Below are 21,118 nucleotides of genomic sequence, written 5' to 3'. Positions count from 1 at the left end.
CCTCACCACCGTGCCTGTTGGAGCGAGATGACGACAACACATGTTCCGGTGCTCATCGTCGGCGGCGGGATCGGCGGGTTGGCGACCGCCCTCGCCGTCGCCAGGAGCGGCCGTGCCGTGCACCTCCTGGAGCAGGCGTCCGAGTTCACGGAGATCGGCGCCGGCCTGCAGATCGGTCCGAACGCGACCCGTGTGCTGGACCGTCTCGGTCTGCTCGACCAGCTCCTCGAGGTGTCCGTGCTGCCGAGGAATGGGGTGATGCTGGACGCCGTAACGGGGGAGCCGCTCACCGTTCTCGACCTGGGGCAAGGTTTTCGGGACAGGTACGGCTACCCGTACGTGGTGGTCCATCGCAGCGACCTGCTGGGCATGCTGGTCGCCGCGTGCCGGGCCGAGCGGCTGGTGCACCTGGAGAACGACCGGCAGGTGGTCGAGGTGTGGAGCGACCCCGATTCGGCCGGCGTGCGTTGCGCGGACGGGTCCACTTACACGACCGACCTGCTCATCGGCGCCGACGGGCTGCGCTCGAAGGTCCGTACCCTGATCTCCAATGACGAGCCCGTCTACAGCGGGTTCTCGGCCTGCCGGGGCACGGTCCCGATGAGCGAGGTCCGTACGGACGTTGCCGAGAACGACGTCGTCTTGTGGGTCGGGCCGGGCATGCACCTGATCCAGTACCCGGTGCGGCGCGGCGAGGTGTACAACCAGGTGGCGGTGTTTCGCAACGAGAACCCTGCCGACTTCGGCGAAGAGATGCGGGAGCGGTTCTCGAAGGCCTGCGCGCCGGTTCAGGGACACGCGGCCCGGATAGCACGGGACCGCAACTGGCCGATCTATGACCGCGACCCGCTGCCGACTTGGATCTCCGGACGCGCGGTGCTGCTCGGCGATGCCGCGCACCCGATGCTGCAATACCTCGGCCAGGGTGCGTGCCAGGCGCTGGAGGACGCGCTCGCGCTGGGACAGGAACTCGCACGGCACGACGAGGACGTCGACAAGGCGCTCGTCGCCTACCAGGACAGGCGGCTGCCGAAGGCTACGCGGTGTCAGCTGTCCGCCCGCCCCTGGGGCGAGGTCTGGCACAGCGACAACGCGGCGATGCTCGGCCTGCGCTCTCGCGTGATGCGGTCGCGAAGCGCCGACGACTACACCGAGTTGGACTGGCTCTACGCCGCGGAAGAGGAGCTCGCCTCATGAGACTGATCAGCTACCTGCATCCGGACGGGACCGAGCGCGCCGGCGTCCTGCGCGGCGACGACGTCTTCGACGTGAGTCAGGGCGCGGGCGCGATGAGGACGCTGATCGCCGCCTGCGGGGGTGATCCGGCACGGGTGACCCCCGAGGCCTCGGCCTCTGCCGCGATCGGCGAGGTGACGCTGCTGCCGCCGGTGACCGACCCCTCGAAGATCGTCGCGGCCCCGGTCAACTACTTCGACCACAAGGCCGAGATGAACGAGAGCGCGCACATCGACAGCCTCGGTGTGTTCCTCAAGGCACCGTCCTCGCTGATCGGGCAGGGCGCCAGGATCAGGTTGCCGTACACCGACAGGCGCTTCGACCAGGAGGGGGAGCTCGCGCTGGTCATCGGGCGGACGGCCCGTGACGTCGCCGCCGCGGACGCGGACGCGTACATCTTCGGGTACACCTGCCTGCTGGACATCACCATGCGGGGCGGCGAGGACCGGTCGACCCGTAAGTCGTTCGACACGTTCACGCCGATGGGCCCGGCACTGGTCACCCGCGACGAGATCGGTGACCTTGCAGACCTCCGGCTGACCTGCTCGGTCAACGGAGTGCTCCGCCAGGACGCTGACATCAAGGACCTCATCTGGGGTGTGCCGGCCCTGATCGAGTACGTTTCGTCCGTGATGACTCTTTTCCCGGGTGACGTGATCTCCACAGGCACGCCCGCGGGTGTCGGCCAGATCTTCGACGGTGATCGGATCGGCGTGAGCATCACCAGAATCGGCGCGCTGGCCGTGGAGGTCGGCGCCGAAGACGCCGTGGCGTGCCCGACGAAGGGCGCCGGCCGCGGACCGGTGCCGCCGGCTGAGCTCACACCGGTCCGGTCGGCAAAATAGTAAGTACACGGAATAGTTCGCCCGCTGACACGGGGGCAACACCCTGTGCCTCGTTCTGGAGGTGCGTCATCATCACTCCCCATATTCCGGAATATCCCCTACAGCGATCGGCCAAATGCCCCTTCGACCCACCGGAGGACTTCGAGCGCCTCCGCGTGGAGCAGCCCGTCTCGCAGGTGCGCCTCTGGAACGGCGGCCTCGCCTGGATGGTCACCCGCTACGACGACGTCCGCGAGGTGCTGGCCGACCCGCGGCTGAGCTCGGACATGAGCCGGCCGGGTTTCCCGGCCCACAACGCGAGCGTCGCCGCCACCCGGCAGAAGCATCGGACGTTCCTCAACATGGACGACCCCGAGCACGCCAAGCAGCGCCGGATGGTCACGCGGGACTTCATGATCAAGCATGTCGAGGCGCTGCGGCCGCGCATCCAGCGGCACGTCGACGCGCTGATCGACGAGTTCAGCGCCGGGCCGCAGCCCGCCGACCTGGTCACCGGCATCGCGCTGCCGACGTCGTCGGCGACCATCTCCGAGTTGCTCGGCGTGCCGTACGAGGACCACGAGTTCTTCGAGAGTCGCAGCCGGACGATCTCCTCTGGTGACGTGGAGCCGGTGGAGGCGTTGCAGGCCTACGAGGAGCTGCGTGAGTTCCTGCGCGGCCTGGTCGACCGCAAGCGGGCCGAGCCGGCACAGGACGTGATCAGCCACCTGGTGGAGCTCGAGACGCGTGGCGACATCGGGATCGACGAACTGCTCAACATGCTGCGCCTGCTCCTCGGTGCCGGGCACGAGACCACCGCGAACATGATCGCTCTCGGCACGCTGGCGCTGCTGGAGCATCCGGAGCAGCTGGAGCGGCTGCGTAACGACCCGTCGCCGCAGCGCGTGGCGGCCGCGGTCGAGGAGCTCCTGCGCTACCTGACGATCAGCCATTTCGGCCGGCGACGCATTGCCGTCGAGGACCTCGAGATCGGCGGGCAGACGATCAAGGCCGGCGAGGCGGTGGTGGTGGCCAACGACTCTGCCAATCGCGATCCGGACGCCTTCCCGGACCCGGACGTCCTGGACCTCGAACGGGACGCGCGCCACCACCTGACCTTCGGGTACGGCGTGCACCAGTGCCTCGGCCAGCCGCTCGCCCGGGTCGAGTTGCAGGTCGTCTATCCCACGCTGTTCAGGCGGCTCCCGGACCTGCGCCTCGCCGCGCCGATGAACGAGTTGCCGTTCAAGACCCACTCGGTCTTCTACGGCCTGTTCTCGATGCCCGTCGCATGGTGACCACGACTATTTCCAGGAGGTCGGCGTGAAGGTCGAAGTAGAGCCGGACAAGTGCATCGCGTCCGGGCAGTGCGTGCTCATCGCCGGGTCGGTCTTCGACCAGAACGAGGACGACGGCATCGTGGTGCTGCTCGGCTCCGAGGTCACCGGTGGCGAGGAGGACGCGGTGTTGTCGGCGGCCAGGGTCTGCCCCGCCCGGGCCATTCACGTCCTCGACGGGCAGCGATGACCGGCCTGATCCGGGACGTGCTCATCGTCGGGGCGGGCGCCGCGGGACTCACCGCGGCGGAGTGCCTGCGGGAGGCAGGTTTCGACGGGCCGATCCGCCTCGTCGGTGAGGAGGCTCACCTGCCCTACGACCGCCCGCCGCTGTCCAAGCAGGTCCTGCTCGGCTCGATGGAACCGGACCGGCTGGCCTTGCGCCCACCGCACAGCTATGACGAGCTCGGCCTGGACCTGCGGCTCGGCCGGACGGCGAGGCGGCTGGACCTCACCGACCGGCGCGTGCTGCTCGACGACGGCGAGGCTCTGAGCTTCGACGGGCTGATCATCGCCACCGGTGTGCGGGCCCGCCCGCTTCGCGCCGCCCGTCCGGGCACCGACGTCGCCTACCTGCGCACGATCGAGGACGCGCTCCGGCTGCGGGAGCGGCTCGCGGCGGCCCGGACCACGGTCGTCGTCGGTGCGGGTTTCCTCGGCGTCGAGATCGCCTCGGCGGCGGCGCGGTACGGGTCGCGGGTGATCGTCGTGGAACCGCAGTCGCAGCCCATGCTGCGCCAGTTCGGACCCGTGATCGGGGAGCTGGTACGGCAGGCGCACGAGGAGCGCGGCACCGAGTTCCGGCTCGGCGTGGGCGTCCGCGACATCGAAGCGCTACCGGACGGCCGGACGCTCGTTCAGGTGGACGACGGGACCGCGATCACGGCCGACGTCGTGGTCGCCGCGGTCGGATCCGTCTGCGACACCGATTGGCTGGCCGGTTCGGGCCTGCGGCTGGGCGACGGCGTCGGCAGCGACGCCGACTGCCGGGCGGCCGACCGGGTCTACGTCGCCGGCGACATCGCGAGCTGGCGCGATCCCCTGACCGGCGAGGCGCGCCGATTCGAGCACCGGATGAACGCGACGGAAATGGGTCGCTCCGCCGCGCTCAACCTGCTCGGCGCCGGTGAGAAGCTTCGTCCGACCCGGTACTTCTGGAGCGATCAGCACGGCTTCCGCATCCAGGCGGTCGGCGCCTTTCCCCCGGACGGCACGCTCGACGTCGTCTCTGGCAGCGTCTCCGACGGGAGATTCGTGGCGACACTCTCCCGGGACGGCGCGGTCGTGGGCGTGCTGGGGTGGAACGCCGCCCGCGATTTCACCCGATGGCGCGCCTCGATCGGCGGAGCCCAGGTCGCGAAGGCGGTCAGCCAGTGAACAGGATCGACACCCATCACCACATCGTCCCGCCGGTCTGGGCCGACGCGCTTCGCGCCCACGACTACTTCGGCGGCCAGGCGACCCCGGTGTGGAACCCGGAAGCCGCGATCGACCTCATGGACGAGCTGGGCATCGGCACCGCCGTCGTCTCTGTGGGACGTCCCGGTGTCGCGCTCGGTGACGCAGCGGAGACGCGTGTCCTCGCGCGCGCCGTGAACGAGTACGCCGCAGGCATGGTGCGCGACCACCCTGGCCGGTTCGGGTTCTTCGCCACGCTTCCCCTGCCCGACGTGGCGGGCTCGCTCGCCGAGATCGAGCACGCCTTCGACCAGTTGTCCGCCGACGGCGTCATCCTGCTCGCCAACTACGACGGGGTCTACCTGGGCGACCCGATGTACGAGCCGGTCATGGCCGAGCTCGACCGTCGATCGGCGATCGTCTTCATCCACCCGACGGCGCCACCCGGGCCCGGTGTCCCCGGTGTGCCGCCGTTCAGCGCCGACTTCCTGCTGGACACGACCCGGGCCGCGCTCAACCTGGTGCGTCACGGAACGGTCGGGCGCCGGCCGCACCTTCGGATGATCCTGTCTCATGCGGGTGGCTTCGTCCCGTACGCGGCTCATCGCATGGCCTCTCTCACTGAGGGCGCGAACGGGCACACCGTCACCCGGGAGGGCTTCCTGCGCGATCTGCGCACGTTCTGGTTCGACACGGCACTGTCGGCCAACCCGTTCACGCTGCCCAGCCTGCTCGCCTTCGCCGACCCGTCCAGGGTGCTGTTCGGCAGCGACTGGCCGTACGCCCGGGGGGACAACGCGCAGTACTTCACCGGGCAATTGGACGAGTACCCACTGTCCGCCGAACAGCGCGTCGCGATCAACCGGGACAACGCCCTCGCCCTGCTCCCGCGATTGTCACAGGGCTCCTTGACTGCTGGTTGATGGCCTATTTCGAGCGGATCCGTCCGTATTCAAATCGTTCCCGAAACTAATGCACACGGTATTGCGTGGCGCTGTGAGCCCCGTCTAATGTCCGTATACGTACTAATTTAAGGAGCCGGCAGTGTTCCGTACGAGAACCAAAGCCGTCTTTGCGATCAGCGGGCTCGCCCTGCTGGTGGCCGCCTGCGGTGGAGCGGGCGGAGAAACGGCCGCGGCGGGGACCGGCGCCGACGGGCTGGTCACGATCACCGCGGGTGTCGCCGCATCCCAGTCGTCGACCGCCCTGCTCATGGGCCAGTCGAAGGGCTTCTTCAAGGAAGAGGGCATCGACCTCAAGATCGGTAAGGCGGCGACCGGAGCGGGCGCCATCACCCAGCTGATCAATGGCCAGCAACAGGCGGCCCTGGGCGGCATCTCACCCGTCGTGACGGCCGTGGCGTCCAACATCCCGGTGCAGATCGTCTCGGGAGCCGTCAACGACAAGCCGTCCCCGGACGGCACGCAGTACCAGACGATGGTCCCCGCTGACAGCCCGGTCAAGTCGTTCAAGGACCTGGCAGGCAAGACGGTCGCGGTGAACTCGCTCAAGTGCTGCTGGGAGTTCTGGATGCGTGAGGCCGTTCAGAAGGACGGAGGCGACCCCAATGCGCTGAAGCCAGTGCAGTTGTCGTTCCCCGACCAGATCACCGCGCTCAAGCAGGGCAAGGTCGACGCGATCAGCACCGCGCAGCCGTACGCCACGGAACTGCGGCAGCAGGGCTTCCGCGACGTCGGCGACTCTCCCGCCTCGGCCTTCGACAACCCGAACAACGGGAACACGGTGTTCTACATGGCCAAGTCGTTCGTGGCCGATCACCCCGGCATCGTCGACAAGTGGCGCCGCGCCTTGCAGAAGTCCAGCGACTACGCGAACGCGCACCCGGACGAGGTCAGGGCCACGATCATCAAACAGACCTCGGCCAACCCGGATCTCGTCGCGAGCGCTCCGCTGCCGGAGTACACCGCGAAGCTCGACCAGGGCACGGTCGAGAAGGAGGTGCAGTTCGCCGTGAAATACGGTGTGATCAAGCAGGCGCCCGCCTACACCTCCCTCGTAGTGCCGTGAACACCGGCACAAGGGCGGCCGAGCTCCCAGCGGAGACGATGACGCTCGAGGCCGAGGCGCGACCCGGGACGGACCCCACCGGTCGGGATCGCTCGAGCGCGGCGGCGAGGTTGCTGCCTTGGGGGACCTCGATCGCGCTGCTCGTCGTGTGGGAGCTGCTGTCGCGGGCGAAGGTGTTCCCCAGCGAGATCCCGCCGGTGACGGAGATCGCGCGGGCCCTCATCAAGCTCGTGCCCACGCACGAGTTCGGGGCCTCGCTTCTGGCGACCATCGAGCAGTTCGTGGTCGGACTGCTGGTCGGCGGTGTGGCCGGAATCGTGCTGGGCGTCCTGCTCGGCGCGGTTCCGCTGCTCTACCAGCTGACGCACTACCTGCTGGACTTCCTCCGGTTCATCCCCGCCGTCGTCTACCTGCCGGTACTGATCCTGTTGCTGGGCTCGACGCCGGGAGTGGGCTACGTGCTCGGTGCCGCCGGCGCGATCTGGCCGATGTTGTTCCAGACGTACTACGGCGTCACCGGCGTGTCGGCCATCTTGCGGGACACCGGCAGGGTGTTCGGGTTGCGGCCCCACCAGCGGCTGCTGCACATCACGCTGCCCGCAGTGTCGCCGTTCGTCGCCACCGGCCTGCGGATCGCCGCGTCGCACGTCCTGGTCGTGGTCACCGCGGTCCAGATCATCAGCTCGGTCGCGGGGCTGGGCAGTGACATCGCCGCGTATGCGTCCAACGCGGTGTACCCGCAGATGTACGCCCTGCTGGTCGTGGTCGGCGCCCTCGGCGTCCTGATGAACTTCGGCCTGGAGCGGCTTGAGCGCAGGCAGCTCCACTGGCACACGTCGTATCGGGAGGCGGGCAGATGAGCGTGATGGCCACCACCGGCCGCAGGTGGTATGCCAAGCCCGCCGGCGTGATCGTCTCCATGGTCGTGCCCGTCGCCGCGGTGTTGCTGTGGTGGTTCGCGTCTCTGGACAGCACCTCGCCCTTCTTCCCTTCCCTGCAGGCGATCCTGTCGGCCTTCCAGGAGACGTGGCTGTTCACGCGGGTGGGCTCCGACGTCGTGCCGAGCCTGGGACGGATGCTCGCGGGCTACGGCATCGCCGTCGTCGTGGGCGTCGGCCTCGGCATCCTGTTCGGCCGATTCCCGCTGCTCCACCGGGCGTTCAACCCGGCGTTGCAGTTCTGCCGGGCGCTGCCCGCGACCGCTCTCGTGCCGGTGAGCATCGTGCTGATGGGCATCGGAACCGCCCCCAAGGTCGCGCTGATCGCCTTCGTCACCGTCTTTCCCGTGATGCTCAACACGATCGACGGCGTACGCGCGGTTGACGAGGTCCTGGAGGACGTGTCGCGGTCGTTCCGGCTGACCCGGCTACAGCGCGTCTTCCACGTCCAGCTACCTGCCGCCGCGCCGCAGATCGTCTCCGGCATGCGGATCGCGCTCAGCGTGTCGTTCGTCCTCATGGTCGTCACCGAGCTGGTCGCCGCCACCGACGGGATCGGTTACGTCACGCTGCAGGCCCAGCAGAGCTTCCAGGTGCCGCAGATGTGGGCGGGAATGTTGCTGCTCGGGATCCTCGGCGTCCTGTTCAACGGAGCGTTCGTGCTCCTCGAGCGCCGCCTGCTGCGCTGGTACTCGCACGACTAGGAGAAATGCATGCTGAGTGTCGAACACCTGAAGAAGTCCTACCCGCACTCCGGTGGCTCCCTCGAGGTGTTGCGGGACATCTCCTTCACGGTGGAGGCCGGCGAGTTCGTCACCATCGTCGGGCCCTCCGGCGCGGGGAAGACCACGCTGCTGCGATGCCTGGCGGGGTTGCTGCCCCGATCCGGTGGCTCTGTGACCCTCACCACGAGCGGCCGGGTGGTCGACTCACCCCCGCCGGAGATCGCCTGTGTGTTCCAGGACTACAGCCGCTCGCTGATGCCGTGGTCGAAGGTGGGGCGCAACGTCGAGATCCCGTTGAAGAACAAGATCCGCGAACGCGGGAAGCGTCACGAGCAGGTGGAGCGGGCACTGCGCGAGGTCGACCTCGACGGGTTCGCCGACAGTTACCCCTGGCAGTTGTCGGGCGGGATGCAGCAGCGCGTCGCGATCGCTCGAGCCCTCGCGTACCGGCCAGAGTTCCTGATCATGGACGAGCCGTTCGCCTCGGTGGACGCGCAGACGCGGGCCGATCTGGAGGACCTGATCCTGCGGGTGCGCCACGACGCCGGCCTCACGATCGTGCTGGTGACGCACGACATCGACGAGGCCGTGTACCTCGGCGACCGGGTCGTCGTGATGTCCGGCCGGCCGACCACGGTCGTCGACACCGTGACCGTCGACCTGCCCCGCCCTCGGAGCCAGATCGCCACCAAGGCCTTGCCCCGTTTCGCCGAGCTACGCACCGAAGTGCTCAAACTGATCACTCGCGACGGCGCGGAGGTGACCGCCTGATGAGCGGATTGTCGGAACGGCTCAACTTCCCGGTCAGCCGGGACGAGCTGGAACGCCGCTGGCGTGAGGTGCGCGCGGCCATGGAGGTGCAGGGCCTCGACGTGCTCGTCATGCAGAACAACAACGACTACGTGGGCGGGTTCGTCCGCTATTTCACGGACATCCCGGCGACCAACGGTTACCCCGTCACCGTCGTGTTCCCCCGCGAGGAGCCGATGACGGTCATCCGGCACGGCCGCCGAGGCGAGGACATGGACGTCGACCCCCACGGCGACTCCGTCCTGCGCGGCGTGGGCCGTGCCATGGCCAGCCCATACATCAGCTCGGCGCCCTACACCCGGCTGGACGACGCCGCTCTCACGCTCGACGCGCTGCGCCCGTTCAGGTCGGCACGGATCGGCCTGGTCGGAACCAGCACGATCCCCCTCGCCTTCGGTGAACACCTGAAGCAGGAGTTGCACGGCGCGGTCTTCAGCGAGGAGTCCGACCTGGTGAACCGGGTGCGCGCGGTCAAGTCGGAGGAGGAGCTCGACTGCGTCCGTGCGACCGCCGCGCTGCAGGACGCCGCGATGGCCGCCGCCTTCGCGGCCGTTGCGCCCGGCCGCCGCGACAGTGAGATCGCCGCCGTCGCCCAGCACGCGGCCCAGGACCTCGGGAGCGAACAGGGCATCTACTGGTGCGCCTCTGCGCCGCCGGGGGAGCCCGCCAGGGTCGCCCATCCTCACAGCCAGCACCGGGTGATGGGGGAGGGGGACCTCTTCTACCTGATGATCGAGGTCAACGGTCCCGGTGGGATGTACACGGAGCTCGGCAGGATCTGCGTCCTCGGTTCGCTGTCGCAGCAGATGAAGGAGGAGTACCAGTTCTGCCTGGAGGCGCAGCGGTACTGCATGAGCCTGCTCAAGCCGGGCGTCGCCGCCGGCGACGTCTGGACCGCCTACAACGAGTTCCTGCGGCGGAACGGCCGACCGGAGGAAGATCGGCTGCACTGTCACAGTCAGGGCACCGACCTGGTCGAGCCGCCGATGATCCGGTCGGAGGAGCCGTTCGCGATCCAGGCGAACATGAACATCGCCTGCCATCCCCGTTATGTGGCGGACGGCTTCTGCGCCTGGGTCTGCGACAACCTCATCACCAAGGCCGACGGCAGCGTGGAGGAGATCCACAAGTTCGACAAGCAGATCGTGGAGCTGGGCTGACATGGCCGTCATCGCCGCGGTGCCGCCCGATGCCGTGTCCGTCCTGAGGGCCGCGGCCCCTCCCGGGGTCGAGGTCGTCGAGGTTCCGGAGGCAGGCCGGGCGGACGTGACCGAACGGCTCGCCGGGGTCGAGTTCCTCGTGCTCGACCATGAGCGGCGGGACATCGTGGCCCTGCTCGGCCGGCTTCCCGTCTTGCGTGTCGTCCAGTCGCTGATCGTCGGAACCGAGTGGGTCGTGCCGTTCGTGCCGCCCGGCGTCATGGTGTGTCGGCCAGTCGGCGCCCGCGACAACGGGGTGGCGGAATGGGTCGCGTCCTCGCTGCTCGGTCTGGCGAGCGGGTTGCTGCCCGCCGTACGGCACCAGGACGAGGCGGCCTGGAGCCGGGTGCCGTCGCGGGAGCTGCGTGGCCGGCGCGTGATCGTCGCCGGGCAGGGAACGACCGGGCGGGCCGCTGCCCGCCTGCTCCGTGGCCTCGGTGTGGACGTGGTATCCGTGGCCTCGCGCGCCCGTGCCGATGTGCACTCGGCGAACGAGCTTTCCAAGCTGGTCGCGGACGCCGACGCGCTGGTGCTCCTCGTACCCGCCACGCCGTCGACCGAGCGGATGGTCGACGCGGAACTGCTGGCCCGCATGCCCGACGGCGCCGTTCTGGTCAACGCCGCCCGCGGCTCCGTCGTCGACACCGATGCGCTGGTGGCGGAGCTCTTGACCGGCCGGCTGCGTGCCGTCCTCGACGTGACCGATCCCGAACCACTCCCCGCCTCGCATCCGCTGTGGAGGCTCCCAGGCTGCTACCTCTCGCCGCACGTGGCAGGGGCGACCCACGAGGGGCGACGGCGCTCGATCGAGTACGCCGCGGAGCAACTCGTCCGATATGCGCAGGGACACCCTCTCCGCGCTGTCATGGCCGGATGAACATGTCGGTGGCGCGGGCCGTAAATGTCGACGAGGTGCGCGAGCTCGCCAGGCGTCGGCTGCCGCGGCCGGTGTTCGACCTGGTGGAGGGCGGCGCCGAGGACGAGATCACGATGCGCGGCAATCTGGACGCCTTCCGCCGTCATCGACTGCTGCCCAGGGCGTTCGCCGATGTCGCCTCCCGGGACAGCGGCACGACCGTGCTCGGCACCAAGCTGCGGGCTCCGATCCTGCTCGCCCCGACGGGGGCCGCCCGCGTGCTTCACCGGGACGCCGAGCTCGCTGTCGCCCGCGCCGCCCGCGCCAGTGGCCTGGGCTACGTGCACGGCACGGTCAGCGGTCACACGCCGGAGCAGGTGGCCGCCGTCGACCCGTTCTGGTTCCAGCTGTACGCGTCCGGCGATCGCCCCCGGCTGCTGGAGACGTTGAAGCGGATCGCCGACGTCGGATTCCGCGCCCTTGTGGTCACCGTCGACGTCCCCGTGTTCGGAAACCGCGAGCGGGACCGCCGCAACCGCCTGACGATCCCGCTGAGCTTTTCGCCTGTCGCGATTCTGCGCTGCGCCACCCGGCCTCGCTGGACCGCCGAATTCATCCGCGGCAACTTGCCTCAGCGCGCCCAGCCCGACGGCCGCGTCTCGCCGTTCGGTACCCAGCGCCAGATCCTGAGCAGTCTTTACCCCGTCACCGCCGATGACCTGGCGTTCATCCGGGACCACTGGCAAGGCCCTCTGTTGGTCAAGGGGATCCTGCATCCCGCCGACTGTGAGACGGCCATCGAGCGCGGGGCCAACGGGATCATCGTGTCCAACCACGGCGGCCGCCAACTAGACAGGGCCCCCGCCGCCCTCGACGCGCTGCCCGTGATCGTCTCGGCCGCCGCCGGCCGCGCGGAGGTCCTCCTCGACGGCGGTGTTCGCCGCGGCACCGACATCCTGACCGCACTCGCGCTGGGCGCCCGTGCCGTCCTCGTCGGTCGCCCCTACCTGTACGGTCTGGCCGCCGGCGGGCAGGAGGGCGTCGAACGGGTCCTGGAGATCCTTGTGACCGAGTTCGACCGGGCCATGGCCCTTACCGGTTTCGCTTCCACCGAGCAGATAGACGGCACCTGCCTGATGCCTGTCCAGTAGCCGGCTCCGCACTCGTCCACCTCATGGAGACGAACATTCGACAGACCAAGGAGACCAGCATCGTGCCTGACCAGGTCCTCGTCCCTCTCGCCGTGGGCGACGAGGCCGAGCTCGTCACCGAACTCCACCTCGCGCAGGCATCGCTCCGGGTCCCCTCTGCGCGCATCGCCGAGCAGGCCGACCCGCCCGAGAGCGAGCTACCCGGCCGGCGCTTCACGCTCAGCTCGTCGCGGACAAGCGAACGGCACTGCGATGGTCAACTCGCTGAGCCGTACGATATCCGGGCTGATCCCTGAAGAACCGCATGGATCGAAGTTGGCCCCCGCCTCCGCCATCGCCTCGTTTATTGAGGCCGGTCAGGTCTTCCTGGCCGCTCCGGAGCTCGTCCCCTGGGTCGGAGCGTTCGTCGATGAGCACGCCGGCTACCGCTCGGCCGCGCATGACGACCAGGTCGGCGCCATGTCGCAGGCGCTCAACCGGCTGCTCCTGGCGCCGCTCCTTGCACTGGCCGGTCAGTTGCTGCTCAAAGCCCCGCGGCGGCTGGCTGAACCGCGGCGCCCGCTGCTGGCCGCGGTGTGTCAGCTGGGCGCGTCGTGGCGTATCAGTTGGAGTCGTCGTGGTCTTTCAGTAGGCGGGGAAGCAGTCCGAGAGTGGCCCCGCCAGCCGCCCCGCCGCTTAGCAGAGCTGTGGGCCACAGAGCGCCGGAGGACAAGACGAGCGCGCAGGCAATGGTCGCGACCACCGTGGCGCCAATGAGGGTGAGGAGGGCGGGCAAGGAAAACATGCTCGTTCACCGTCTTTCCTGAAGCTGCAGGGGGTTCCCGGTGGCGGTCTGCTCATCCGCCCAAAAGTCGATCAGCTGTTCCGGGGTCAGGTGATCGGGGGTGTCGGCTGGGAGTCGGCCTGTGTGAAGGGCCCACATGGTCAGCAGTAACGAGAGCAACTCGTCATCGGGTGACATCCAGGGGGCGGGGAAGATGCCCTCTCGGAGGTAGTCGGCCGGTGGGACTGGGATGACACGTGGCGCTAAGACGGAGCGCAGCATCAAGAGAGCCTTCCTGGGAGCGGGGGGTGATGGAATCAACGATGCGCGCCCCCACCGGCCGTCGCCACTACTCCAAACGTGCTCGGACGACTCCGGAGAACATGGCCGGGCCGACCCGTTTGGGGCATATGAGTGATGCGTTATCCGGGGCCGTCCGAGCGGTTCCGGTCCCGTCCGGGCTTATCCGGTTCTGTCCGGACCTTGCTACCGGACTGGTCCGTACGGCGTGGGATGAGATGGGAAACGGCGATTCGACCCGTCTTGGCCGCCTTCTGATGGGAGCATGATCCCGCCACACACCGTAGATCATTGATCACTCTCCACTCATTCCGGCTGAGGCGATGGCTGAACAACATGACGTTGCGCGCAGTGTCTTCGTCGGCCAGCTCAACGCGCTGCGGGAGCTCGCCGGCTCCCCACCGCTCTCCGAGCTGCGCAAGCTTTCGGAGCGACCTGGCACAGGAGGTACCCGGCTTCGAGTGCTCGCCGAGAGCACAACGCACGACATCCTGACGGGGAAGCGTTCACGTCTGCCTGACTGGCCGTGGGTTGCGTCTTACGTCGCCGCATGCCACGCGGCAGCATCCATAACCGGCCTCGATGCGACTTCCATGGGTACTGTTCGGGACTGGCACGCCCGGTGGAGTGACGCACGTGCTCCTCTGCCGGCCTTCGCTACGGCGTCCCCGCTTGCGCCCGATACTCAGGAACCCCGAGTGCCTGAACAGATCACTCATGGGGTCGAGGTTCTCGACGACCATGAGGCCGTGGCTAGCGTCGCGAAGTCTGACCCACCGATCTCAGGACAGATGCGCCGCTACCGTACTGCCTTCGGCCGCACCGGAACCCGGCTACTTCGACAAGCCGAGGCCGGGGATGCCGATGCTTGTGTCCGGCTGGCCGTCGTCACATTGCTTCACGGATGGCAAGGTGAAGCGCGTGAGTGGTTACGCCGCGCCCGGGTGGAAGGCCACCGCGACGCGCGTGCGCTGCAGCCGGACGCTCGCAAGCTGGCCGCCGATCTTGCGTTTCAGTACGGCTGTGAGTACGAAGACTCTGAAACCGACAAGACCAGTATCGCTATGCTCTTTCACCAGCTGGCAGCAGGCGAGGGTCATGCAGAGGCCGCGTTTCAGCTCGGCAAGATCTATGCCCAGAAGGGTGATCAATGGTCCGCCGCTACCTGGTTCAGCCGGGCCGCGAATCACGATCACACCCACGCCGCCGCCAAGTTCAACGCCATCTCCAAGCAGCTCAGCAGCGCACCCTGGAGCGATGACGGCGTGCCGATCGACCTGATCTAGACGACTCGCTGCGAGCAGTGCCGTCGGCCAGTCGATGCAGGTCAGGCCTCCGATGAGGTTGACCGTGATGAGCAGCGGTAGGTGCTAGACCCCGCGCACGAGGCCGATCAGGCTGTGGAGTAAGTACGCGGTCGCCAGCAGCAGGACGAGTGCGATCCAGAGGGTGTAGCTGCTGGCCAGTGTGGCTACGACGTCGGTCCTTCCATATTCGGATGGTCACGCTTTGGGTTTTGGCGTTGCTCGATGCATTGGCCGTGCTGACTGAATGGCTGGAGCTGCGGCCGGTTTCGCACCCAGGACGTCGGCCATCGGCATCGGGAAGTCTTGCTGGGCCAGTTCAACGGGGGAGAGCTCTCGCCATCGTGGCGCAGCGTGGCCGGTGCGCGGGTTGGGTTCCCGAGAGAAGAAGGGCGCGGCTTTGCGCATGGCCGGTTCCGGTGCGAAGCCTTCGCCTCGGAGTCGGTCGTATTGGCGCATGCCGTACGGATGGAGTTCGCGAAGCCGTTCCTCGCACTTGAGACGGGTGCGTTCGGCGGCCTTGTCTTCAGCGATGTACGGAATGGTCGCGGCCCATGCCTGGAAGACGCGGTTGAGGTCTGCGCTTTTCAGCCAGGCTGGGTCGTTGGCGGGTAGCCATTGCAGGCGCGCCGCATGCCGTGCTGCCCGGTGTGCGGTTCGGGACTGACGAGCGAGTCGCTGTTGCTGTTCGGCCTGTTCCCGTGCGCGTTCTGCCTTCATCTGCACGCGGACCTGTGCTGCGGCGCCGGCGACGGAGGTCAGCTGGACAGCCCGCTCAAGGCCTTGCGCTGCCGCTTCACGGAATGGGTCCTCGTGGTGGTCGTTCATTCGGCTTCCTTCCCGAGTGGCGTGCAGTGGTGTTGCCGGCGGTGGGCGACAGAGGGAAGTCGCGGATGGCCAGGTGGGCGCTCACGGCGTCGACGGTGGTTGCGGTGACCATGGCGTGGTCGAAGTTGAGCTGGGCGGCTACGCGGGCGACTTGCCGGGGGACGTCGTGAGGTGGCATTGCGGCGATCGCTTTTCCGGCTGAGCGGAGGGCACCAAGGCGTCCTTCGGCGTACTGGAGAGACTGTTGCCAGGGGGCGATGGCGGCGTCGGTCACCAGATCGGCCAGCGGGAGGACCTTCTCGCGCAGGACTAGGGAGAGGGTCGCGGGTCCGGCGTCGCGGAGGACCGACGCCGGGTCGCAGCCTCGGGGGAGTGCGATGGCGTCAGCGGTACACCTGTCTTTGAACAGGGCGTAGGAGCGAACCGCAGCCTCCTGTCCGGCGCGGTCGTTGTCGAAGGCGATTAGGACGCCGCTGTTGCTGAGGTCTGTGGCTGCACCCAGGGCTTTGACCTGGTCCAGGGTCAGTGCGGTGCCGCACAGAGCGAGTCCGGTCAAACGCCCCTGGCTGGCGAGGGTCACCGCCATCGCGTCGAGGGGGCCTTCGGTGATGACGGGCGTGGAGTGCGTGGTGATCGCGTGGAGGCCGAACAGGGTCTGGCCTTTGGCATAGATGGGTGTGTGCGGGCTGTTCAGGTATTTGGGGTCGCCGTCGCGGTTTCGTCCGATGAAGGCGATCGTCGTGCCGTCGGGGTCCTTGATGGGGAACACCGCGCGGTCGCGGAAGAAGTCGACGAGGGTCTTCCGCGTTGTTCTGCGTGCGAGGCCGGAGGCTTCGATCGCGGTGTCGCCGAAGCCGAGGTTGCGTAGGTGGTTGGTGAGTGTGAGCCATTCGTTGGGGGCGTAGCCGGCTGCCCACTGCCGCTGCGTGACGATGTCGAAGCCACGCTTCTCCAGGTAGCCGGGCACCCAACTGCCGCTGTGGTGAGCTTGGAAGAAGCGTTCAGCGTGCTGGTGAATGGCGATGAGCATGGGTGTCTCCCTTAGACCGATTCGCGGCGGAGGCCGATGGTGGTGGCGAGCCAGCGCAGCCGTTCGTTGGCGATTCGGTGCCCCTGGGCTCGGAGCTGGGCAGCGAGATCCATCTGACTGAGCCGAATGCCGCGCTGCTCGGCCTGGGAGACGATGGTCTGGGCGGCCTGGATGAGTTGGTCGTCGCCGTCTTGCTGGGAGAGCGGACTGATGGGGAATGCCGCGCCGGCGAGTTGCAGCCGGATGGCGATCCGCTCGGACAGGGGGGCGCGCCATCGCCACAGCCAACGTCCGTGCTCTTGGCGGAGAGTCGAGATCGCGTGCAGGTGCAGGTACTCGAGCTGCAGGCCGCGGGGATAGCTGGTGACGTTCCACAGCACCATGCGCCGCCAGAGCAGGAAGCTCGAAATGGGGGACAGGAGCCAGCGGGTCAGGGGAACGCGCTCGCGGCGTGACCCGGTGGCGAGGCCGACCCAGCGGCGGATGAGATGACGAACGCCTTCGATGACGGTGATGAACAGGACGGGCATCGCCGCGTGCATGACGCCGGCGATGGGGTCACCCTGGGCAGCGGCGACGTTGAGGACGACGGTTGCTGCGATGAATGCCCAGGCAACCCAGCGCAGGATCGGCCAGGACAAGTCGGCGAACTCCATGAGCAGATCCCAGGCCAAGAGTGTGAGGACGCCGACATCGACGCCCAGCGGCACAATCCAGGCGTTGGTTCCGAACCACGGTTCTGCGAGGTCACGGACCGTGGCGAAGGAGCCGATGCCACCGAGGACTGCCAGGGCCAGCACAAGCGGCGCTATGAGGCAGGCCGCGATTATCACGGCCACGGTGAGGCGCCGCGTCACCCCAGGCCGCCTTCCACCAGGCGGTACACCGCAGTGGCGATCCCGTCCTGGTCGGCAGGGGAGAGGATGAGCCCCCGCTTGGTGACGTAGGCGTACACGCCGTCCGCGCCAGCGCAGAGCACGGTGTAGCGCCCTACCTTGAGGACCCATCTCCTGCGGCGGTAGCGGATCAGCCGACTGCGGCAGCGACGGAGGGTGAGCTCTTGGTGGAGCTGCAGGAGGCGTACGCGACGTGCGCTGATCTCGTCAGGTGCTCGCGTGAGCGTTGCTGGCATCGGTAACCTTCGAGCGAGGAGAGGGCCAGGTCCATCAACTAAAGTTGATGACGATGGCCAGCATAATCACGGAGCGTAATCGACTGTCAACTGAAGTGGATGAAGTGGCGAACTTGTTGCTTAAAGTTGATGTGGTGGGCTGTGCCTGACGAGGCGGTCACCAGTTCGCTCGCGGCCAAGATTGAGTGGCTGATCCAGAACCGTTGGCCGGCGGATAGCTCGCCGCCGAAGAACAACGTCGAGGCTGCGGCGGCGATCTCGGAGGCGACGAGGGAGGACCTGTCGTCCACAACGGTCTGGAAGCTGCGGACGGGAAGAGCCGACAATCCGCAACTCAAGACCTTGAAGGCTCTGTCGGCGTTCTTCGGAGTGCCGATCGGCTACTTTGGCGATGATGAGGACGCGGAGGCCACTGCGGACCGTGTTGCCGCTTCGTCTTTAGTCGGGGAATCCGGCCTCAACCGGGAGGCCTTGCGAGCGTTGGTCGAGCTGTCCGATGGTGGCCGTCAGCTCGTCGCCGACTTTATTATCAGCGCCGCCCGCCTAGAGCGTGGGCGGAGGGCAGAAGATCTCTAGCTCCCACAGGATAAGTGACGGCATCACACACGTTCTCTGCAAGAGCGGGCTCGCCGAATCCGACTGACGCGTCGCCAAGATCTTTGGCCGCCCCGAGCTAATCCGGACAAGGCGAAGCCTGACCTGTCAGCCTTGCGACCATGCGGACGCCGTACTCGTGGAGTCGATCGCCGCCGGCGAGGTCCTGGAGGTGCTCTGCCTTGACTGACTCCGGCAGCTTCCGCAACGTTCATGATCTGCGTGCGAGGTGACGGTCGACGTGACCCCCGCTCGGAGAGCGGCTGCCGGGCAGCGCATACCGTTGCGACCATGGTGTGACCCGCAGATGCTCCCCCAAATGGTGCTGTAGCGGTGTACGCCTGTAATGCACGACTTAGCGCGGTTACCGTCAACACATGGGACCGATCGAAGCTGGCCTCTGGGGCCTTGCGGGCGGTACGGCCGCAGGCCTCGTTGCCCTGAGCGCGTCGGTAGTCGCGGCGTCATACACGTTTCCCCGGACCGGCAGAGAGGAAGGACTGGCCCGGCTATTCGTCATGGCTGTCGGGCTGGCCTTGGGGGCGTTGGTGGCGGCCGCAGCGAGTCAGCAGATGAGCGGTCCCTGGCCAGCTTTCATCCTGGGGGTAGGCGCGCCGTCCATGGTGCAAGGACTCTTGGCACGCGTAGAGGTGACCGGGGCCAAACCTGGCGATGCGGCGCAGAATGAGCTGGAGGGAGGTGAGAAGGATGCTGCGCGTGCGGGCTAACACCCTACTCAGCCGACTGGCACGCGGAAACCGGCCGAGGCCGTGGCTGCGGGTCACCTTATCTCCGCGGTGGGCGCGGCTTCTGATCGCCGCTGGGGCCCAGGCTAGCCCCGCCGACAGCATGACGGTCACATTCCTTGATGACCAACTGCAACCATCGCGAAGCAGCATTAGGGAGATCTCCCCAGCATCGGAGATTGGTCAGGCAGGGGGACGGCCCCGTGACCCCGGTGAGTCGGTTCTAGTGCTTTCCCAGCTCCGAGAGGTGCGCGAGCACGCCCATGGGCCGCAGCGGTGGCGCCCCGAAGAGGTTCACCTGCCCGACTGGGCTGCCCTAGAGAGCGAGGTGGAGGCGAAAGGCGCGGAGGACGCCACCAACTCCGGCTTCGACGCGATCACCCTCAGAACACACGGCTTCGAGCCGCCCCATCTTCTCGTGCTCGACGCGCAGCGGCAGCTTGCCATCGACGCGATTCATGCCCACCTCGCCCAGCAGGAACTCGCCGCCCAGACCGCGCAGGTGGAGCACGCCAAGCAGGCGGAGTCCGTGGGCCACGACTACGCGCGGGCGAGAGCCGTGCATGAGACGGCGCGCGGGCGGGTCGAGCGTCTGGAGATCGGGCCTTCGCAGTGGCCGGGGGACGGCAAGCCGAGCTCGATCGCGATTCTCGGGGGCTGGCGCGAGGTGTTCAAGCAGTGGGGCGTGCCTCTGCTCGTGCTCCTCACCGTGGAGGTGCCCATCTATTACCAGACGTTCCTCGGCTGGGGCGGGTCCACGACCATGGCGTACGCGCTCGTGATCGGTGCGATCTTCGTGTTCGTCTTCGGGCCGCATTTCTATGGTCGGAAGTTCCGGGAATGGGAGGAGTTCCGCGGACGACGCCATCACGGGCAGGACATCGGGGACGACACCGGGCGGGACGGTGGGCGGCCGCGGCGAAGAGGCCTCGCTGGGCGGCCAGTCATCCTCTTCCTCACCCCGGTGATCTGGCTGGCCGCGCTCGCAACGGTTGGGTCGCTAAGGCTCCTCATGATCGACAATGTCACTTACGTCGACTCGGAGAGTGTCCTGCGCAAGGCGCCCTGGCTCATCGAGAGGTGGGGACTGATCCCGGCCGGGATCCTCGTCTTCGCGCTGATGATCTTCACGGCGCTCATCGCCACCGAACTCGGCCGCCGCATGGGCAACCCCAACGACCGCGACCTCAAGGAGCAGCGCACCGGCCTGCGCTACGCGACACAGGTCCTGAAAGCCGCGGAAGCACGCCAGGCCGAGTCCGACGCGTACGCGTCCGAACTCGCCCAGTACCTGTCGACCGCCCGGCAGAACCGGGAGACCCACACGATGCGGGTCGAGGGCGGTTTCGACCACCTCGAGACGATCTACATGGACGCGCTGATCCGGCGCATCGACGACCCCAAGGCATTGCTCTATGGACCCTCCGTCCTCGACGGGCACCAGCGACGCCGGCACGACAACAACAAGTCCGACACCTGAGGAGGAGGCCCCGATGGGTGTGAATTTCCAAGGCGGCGACGCCTCGCCACTCTGCTGACAACGACTTTTGATTCCGGCCCCCGGGAATGGAGTAGCGACTCCTTGGCGTATTGGGTGGTCAGCTGGTACGCGCTGGCCAGGAAACGTCACCGAGGAGTCGAATTGAGCCTGTATATATCAAGGGCGGCGCTACGCTCGCTCGGTATGGGGGCCGGGCCCAGCCCCCACACGGTCTGGGCCGCGGTCCAGGCTCATCGATTCCGTCCCCCAGCGGAGTCGGAATTGCGTGGACTGCATAGCTCCAGAACGTACGGTGCTCCCTCCACCTGACCCACACCCACCTGTAAGCAGCCTTCAGACCAAACTGTGCATGCCACAACGGGGTGATCGCCGACCCAGTAAGCGGTTTGATCGCTTCGTGTCAGATTCCATACACGCA

At 67.6% G+C, this 21,118-nt stretch carries 21 protein-coding genes; 17 read left to right on the top strand and 4 right to left on the bottom strand.

Features of this window, described 5'->3' with window-relative positions; genetic code table 11:
- Positions 1 to 27 precede the first annotated feature (27 nt).
- From Psi02_RS00105 to Psi02_RS00035, 15 genes are all read left to right on the top strand, one after another.
- The gene (locus Psi02_RS00105; RefSeq protein ID WP_203970572.1) at positions 28 to 1,197 is read left to right on the top strand and encodes an FAD-dependent monooxygenase; all 1,170 of its coding nucleotides are present in this window, start codon (positions 28 to 30) and stop codon (positions 1,195 to 1,197) included.
- Positions 1,194 to 2,081 carry a fumarylacetoacetate hydrolase family protein gene (locus Psi02_RS00100; RefSeq protein ID WP_203970571.1) on the top strand — a complete coding sequence of 296 codons (888 nt, stop codon included), beginning with the start codon at positions 1,194 to 1,196 and terminating at the stop codon, positions 2,079 to 2,081. Before Psi02_RS00105 ends, Psi02_RS00100 begins: the two co-directional genes overlap by 4 nt.
- Before the next feature lie 155 nt (positions 2,082 to 2,236).
- The gene (locus Psi02_RS00095; RefSeq protein WP_239094472.1) at positions 2,237 to 3,358 is read left to right on the top strand and encodes a cytochrome P450; all 1,122 of its coding nucleotides are present in this window, start codon (positions 2,237 to 2,239) and stop codon (positions 3,356 to 3,358) included.
- A gap of 25 nt (positions 3,359 to 3,383) precedes the next feature.
- Positions 3,384 to 3,587: a ferredoxin gene (locus Psi02_RS00090; protein WP_203970570.1), complete on the top strand. Its 204-nt coding sequence runs from the start codon at positions 3,384 to 3,386 to the stop codon at positions 3,585 to 3,587.
- On the top strand, positions 3,584 to 4,774 hold the full coding sequence (locus Psi02_RS00085; RefSeq protein ID WP_203970569.1) for an NAD(P)/FAD-dependent oxidoreductase: 1,191 nt from the start codon (positions 3,584 to 3,586) through the stop codon (positions 4,772 to 4,774). Before Psi02_RS00090 ends, Psi02_RS00085 begins: the two co-directional genes overlap by 4 nt.
- A complete protein-coding gene (locus Psi02_RS00080) occupies positions 4,771 to 5,718 on the top strand; it encodes an amidohydrolase family protein (RefSeq protein WP_239094471.1) in 948 nt (315 codons plus the stop codon). The genes Psi02_RS00085 and Psi02_RS00080 overlap by 4 nt, the downstream gene beginning before the upstream one ends.
- Before the next feature lie 121 nt (positions 5,719 to 5,839).
- Positions 5,840 to 6,823: an ABC transporter substrate-binding protein gene (locus Psi02_RS00075; RefSeq protein WP_203970567.1), complete on the top strand. Its 984-nt coding sequence runs from the start codon at positions 5,840 to 5,842 to the stop codon at positions 6,821 to 6,823.
- Positions 6,820 to 7,683, top strand: coding sequence for an ABC transporter permease (locus Psi02_RS00070; RefSeq protein ID WP_203970566.1), 864 nt, complete (start codon positions 6,820 to 6,822; stop codon positions 7,681 to 7,683). The genes Psi02_RS00075 and Psi02_RS00070 overlap by 4 nt, the downstream gene beginning before the upstream one ends.
- On the top strand, positions 7,680 to 8,465 hold the full coding sequence (locus Psi02_RS00065) for an ABC transporter permease (RefSeq protein ID WP_203970565.1): 786 nt from the start codon (positions 7,680 to 7,682) through the stop codon (positions 8,463 to 8,465). The genes Psi02_RS00070 and Psi02_RS00065 overlap by 4 nt, the downstream gene beginning before the upstream one ends.
- Positions 8,466 to 8,474: 9 nt before the next feature.
- Positions 8,475 to 9,257 (top strand): ABC transporter ATP-binding protein, encoded by a 783-nt coding sequence (locus Psi02_RS00060; protein WP_203970564.1) that lies wholly within the window; start codon positions 8,475 to 8,477, stop codon positions 9,255 to 9,257.
- Positions 9,257 to 10,456: a M24 family metallopeptidase gene (locus Psi02_RS00055; RefSeq protein ID WP_203970563.1), complete on the top strand. Its 1,200-nt coding sequence runs from the start codon at positions 9,257 to 9,259 to the stop codon at positions 10,454 to 10,456. The genes Psi02_RS00060 and Psi02_RS00055 overlap by 1 nt, the downstream gene beginning before the upstream one ends.
- A gap of 1 nt (position 10,457) precedes the next feature.
- Positions 10,458 to 11,372, top strand: coding sequence for an NAD(P)-dependent oxidoreductase (locus Psi02_RS00050; RefSeq protein ID WP_203970562.1), 915 nt, complete (start codon positions 10,458 to 10,460; stop codon positions 11,370 to 11,372).
- The gene (locus Psi02_RS00045; RefSeq protein WP_203970561.1) at positions 11,369 to 12,502 is read left to right on the top strand and encodes an alpha-hydroxy acid oxidase; all 1,134 of its coding nucleotides are present in this window, start codon (positions 11,369 to 11,371) and stop codon (positions 12,500 to 12,502) included. Before Psi02_RS00050 ends, Psi02_RS00045 begins: the two co-directional genes overlap by 4 nt.
- A 62-nt stretch (positions 12,503 to 12,564) precedes the next feature.
- Positions 12,565 to 12,798, top strand: coding sequence for a hypothetical protein (locus Psi02_RS00040; RefSeq protein ID WP_203970560.1), 234 nt, complete (start codon positions 12,565 to 12,567; stop codon positions 12,796 to 12,798).
- 1,465 nt (positions 12,799 to 14,263) lie between these two features.
- Positions 14,264 to 14,851 carry a hypothetical protein gene (locus tag Psi02_RS00035; protein ID WP_203970559.1) on the top strand — a complete coding sequence of 196 codons (588 nt, stop codon included), beginning with the start codon at positions 14,264 to 14,266 and terminating at the stop codon, positions 14,849 to 14,851.
- Between the two features lie 216 nt (positions 14,852 to 15,067).
- On the opposite strand, the gene Psi02_RS00030 is transcribed toward Psi02_RS00035, so the two are convergent.
- The 4 genes from Psi02_RS00030 to Psi02_RS00015 are packed head-to-tail and all read right to left on the bottom strand — an operon-like array spanning position 15,068 to position 17,859.
- Positions 15,068 to 15,697 carry a hypothetical protein gene (locus tag Psi02_RS00030; protein WP_203970558.1) on the bottom strand — a complete coding sequence of 210 codons (630 nt, stop codon included), beginning with the start codon at positions 15,695 to 15,697 and terminating at the stop codon, positions 15,068 to 15,070.
- On the bottom strand, positions 15,666 to 16,727 hold the full coding sequence (locus Psi02_RS00025; protein ID WP_203970557.1) for a toprim domain-containing protein: 1,062 nt from the start codon (positions 16,725 to 16,727) through the stop codon (positions 15,666 to 15,668). Before Psi02_RS00025 ends, Psi02_RS00030 begins: the two co-directional genes overlap by 32 nt.
- A gap of 11 nt (positions 16,728 to 16,738) precedes the next feature.
- Complete coding sequence (locus Psi02_RS00020) at positions 16,739 to 17,584, bottom strand: DUF2637 domain-containing protein (RefSeq protein WP_203970556.1); 846 nt, start codon at positions 17,582 to 17,584, stop codon at positions 16,739 to 16,741.
- Entirely contained in the window at positions 17,581 to 17,859 is a 279-nt protein-coding gene (locus tag Psi02_RS00015) for a hypothetical protein (protein WP_203970555.1), read from the bottom strand. Before Psi02_RS00015 ends, Psi02_RS00020 begins: the two co-directional genes overlap by 4 nt.
- A 141-nt stretch (positions 17,860 to 18,000) precedes the next feature.
- Between Psi02_RS00015 and Psi02_RS00010 the strand changes: the two genes are divergently transcribed.
- Both Psi02_RS00010 and Psi02_RS00005 read left to right on the top strand, forming a co-directional pair.
- Positions 18,001 to 18,435 carry an XRE family transcriptional regulator gene (locus tag Psi02_RS00010; protein WP_203970554.1) on the top strand — a complete coding sequence of 145 codons (435 nt, stop codon included), beginning with the start codon at positions 18,001 to 18,003 and terminating at the stop codon, positions 18,433 to 18,435.
- A 990-nt stretch (positions 18,436 to 19,425) separates the two neighbouring features.
- Positions 19,426 to 20,679 carry a hypothetical protein gene (locus Psi02_RS00005; protein ID WP_203970553.1) on the top strand — a complete coding sequence of 418 codons (1,254 nt, stop codon included), beginning with the start codon at positions 19,426 to 19,428 and terminating at the stop codon, positions 20,677 to 20,679.
- The last annotated feature ends 439 nt before the right edge of the window (positions 20,680 to 21,118 follow it).

It is taken from the genome of Planotetraspora silvatica (assembly GCF_016863315.1).
GTDB classification, from domain to species: domain Bacteria; phylum Actinomycetota; class Actinomycetes; order Streptosporangiales; family Streptosporangiaceae; genus Planotetraspora; species Planotetraspora silvatica.
The sequence above is the reverse complement of the archived record's forward strand: the minus strand, read 5'-3'. Positions and strand labels throughout refer to the sequence as shown.